The sequence below is a fragment of the Bacillus sp. LR_5 genome, assembly GCF_042709275.1.
In genome coordinates this window covers 1-2,482 of record NZ_JAVAXX010000507.1, presented here as the reverse complement: position 1 = coordinate 2,482, position 2,482 = coordinate 1, and the positions used below count along the sequence as shown (strand labels likewise).

The following is a 2,482-nucleotide window of genomic DNA, read 5'->3' as shown; positions in this document are numbered from 1 at the left end:
GTGTTCATTTTAAGAATCGAAGAATAAGAAAGGCGGTTTCAAAGCAATGAATCCAGAAATAATCTACGATACAAAATGGCCTGAAAAATTCGCTGAAAGACTGAAAAACGATGGCCCGTGGGCGAACTGGGAACTGTACAAGCTCTCTGCAGAAATCCAGAAAACATTAGCTATTCCTGAATTTGAAGGCTTACGGGCCCCTTTATACCTGCCTTCCTTTACACCGCTTCCCCACCAGCTTGAGGTAGCGCAAAAAGTGGTTGAAAAAATGAACGGGAAAGCAATTTTAGCAGATGAGGTGGGTCTCGGGAAAACGGTTGAAGCCGGACTGATTCTAAAAGAATATATGATTCGCGGTTTAGCCAAAAAGATTTTGATCCTTGTGCCCGCTTCCCTTGTGTCTCAGTGGGTCAAAGAGCTTCAGGAAAAATTTTTGATCCCGGCTGTTGAACAAAAGAAAAGCTACGTGTGGGAGCAATGCGATATTGTCGTCTCATCAATCGACACTGCAAAGCGCTCGCCCCACCGTGAAATTGTGCTGTCAATCCCATATGATCTCGTCATTATTGATGAGGCACACAAACTGAAAAATAGCAAAACGAAGAACTATGAATTTGTCCGGAATCTCGTGAAAAAATATTGCCTGCTTCTTACCGCGACGCCAATTCAAAACCGTATCGAAGAAATTTTCAATTTAGTGTCCTTATTAAAGCCTGGCCATTTAGGCAGTCAGAATCACTTTCAGGAAGAGTTCGCCAAAAAGAAATCCAGTTTAGAAGCACATGAGCATTTAAAAGATCTTGTGAATAAAGTCATGATCCGCAACAGACGGCATGACACCGGGCTGAATTGGAAACAGCGACATGTTGAAACAGTGCCAATTGAATTTTCTCCATCAGAGCAGGCGCTTTACGATGAAATTTCCAGCCTGAAAGAAGGCATCAATAAGCCGGCCAGCATGTTCTCAATTATGACCCTGCAAAGAGAATGCTGTTCGAGCAGGGAAGCTGTGTATATGACGCTGAAAAAAATGCTTGATCAAAAAGAGAAACAAGCACCGGCCATTGATGAACATACCATTTCGGTTTTAATAGACCGCATCAATCAAGTGACACAAAACTCTAAAGCGCTTCAAGTGGTTGACCTGATCAAAAAGATAGACGATAAGGTCATCATTTTCACAGAATACCGGGCCACCCAGATTTACCTGCAATGGTTTCTTCAGCAAAACGGTATCAGTTCTGTGCCGTTCAGAGGCGGATTTAAACGCGGGAAAAAAGACTGGATGAAGGATCTTTTCCGCGGAAAGGTCCAAGTCCTGATTGCAACTGAAGCAGGCGGCGAAGGGATCAACCTGCAATTTTGCAATCACATGATCAACTATGACCTGCCATGGAATCCGATGCGTCTTGAGCAGAGAATCGGAAGAATTCACAGGCTCGGGCAGGAGCGTGACGTGCACATTTACAACATGGCGACAAAACATACGGTGGAAGAGCATATTTTAAAGCTGCTTTATGAAAAAATTCATTTGTTTGAAAAAGTGGTCGGCAAACTTGATGATATTTTAACGAAAATTCAAGTGAACAATTTTGAAGAGCACCTGCACGATATTTTGTACCATTCAGCAACAGAAGAAGAAATGAAAATAAAAATGGATAACTTAACCTCATTTTTGTCTTATAAAAAACAGCAGCCTGCTGAAAAAAGAGGATCTTAGCCTGTAAGGAGGTTTTATAAGTGAGACAGCAAGAGGTTCACGATTTTCTGCTTCGTTTTTTTCAGGCAAACAGCTGCCAAATCGTCGATCAAGGTTCAGGCTATATGACAGTGCAGCTTACAGTTGAAATGGACAAACAGATCATGAACCGCCCTTTCTACTGGCACTGGCGCGAGAAGACAGGCGGCGATCCGAATCCGATGAAAATCACTTTTATTACAGATAAAGAATCTGCTCCAAAAGACCTAGATGGCGAATTTATTTATTTTGGGGCACCGCGCCTTTTTCAAATGTTTAAAGCTGTTAAACAAAATGGGAGATTTACCAGAATGTATGAGAAAATTGAATCAGCCGGAGCTAAAGTCCCCCTTCAGCCTTGGCTTGGTATAAATGTCACGATTTCATACCAGTCCGACATGAAAAAGGATAAGCTATTGTCACTAGGTCTTCACCTAGTCTCTGGAACCATAATTGAAGATTTTCACAGCAAGCTGACACAGCTGCCACTGACGTCTCAAATATGTGACTATTGCTTCACTATATCGCCTATGATCAAACCAGAAAGCGGCCTTAAGCGGATGGAAAACTATATTGCCAAATCCGCCATGCAGGAACCGTCAGACTGGGCAGAACAGGCGGTAAGCAGGTGGAAAAATGATATGACATTGCTTGACAAGTTTTATGAGCATATAGAAGAAAAACCAGAAGAGTATCATCTAGAAAAACAGGCGCTGAAAGCCTTGTATCAACCAAAGATATCAG

At 42.3% G+C, this 2,482-nt stretch carries 2 protein-coding genes; both read left to right on the top strand.

Annotation, left to right across the window (positions count from 1 at the left end):
• Window positions 1-46: 46 nt before the first annotated feature.
• On the top strand, window positions 47-1,720 hold the full coding sequence (locus tag RAC86_RS37745) for a DEAD/DEAH box helicase (protein ID WP_072566541.1): 1,674 nt from the start codon (window positions 47-49) through the stop codon (window positions 1,718-1,720).
• 20 nt (window positions 1,721-1,740) lie between these two features.
• Window positions 1,741-2,482, top strand: a 742-nt coding sequence (locus tag RAC86_RS37740; RefSeq protein ID WP_377886861.1) for a YqhG family protein, incomplete at its 3' end; no start/stop codon positions are given.

Coding starts and splice junctions, on each gene's coding strand:
- RAC86_RS37745 (WP_072566541.1), top strand. CDS start 47: ATGAATCCAGAAATAATCTACGATACAAAATGGCCTGAAAAATTCGCT.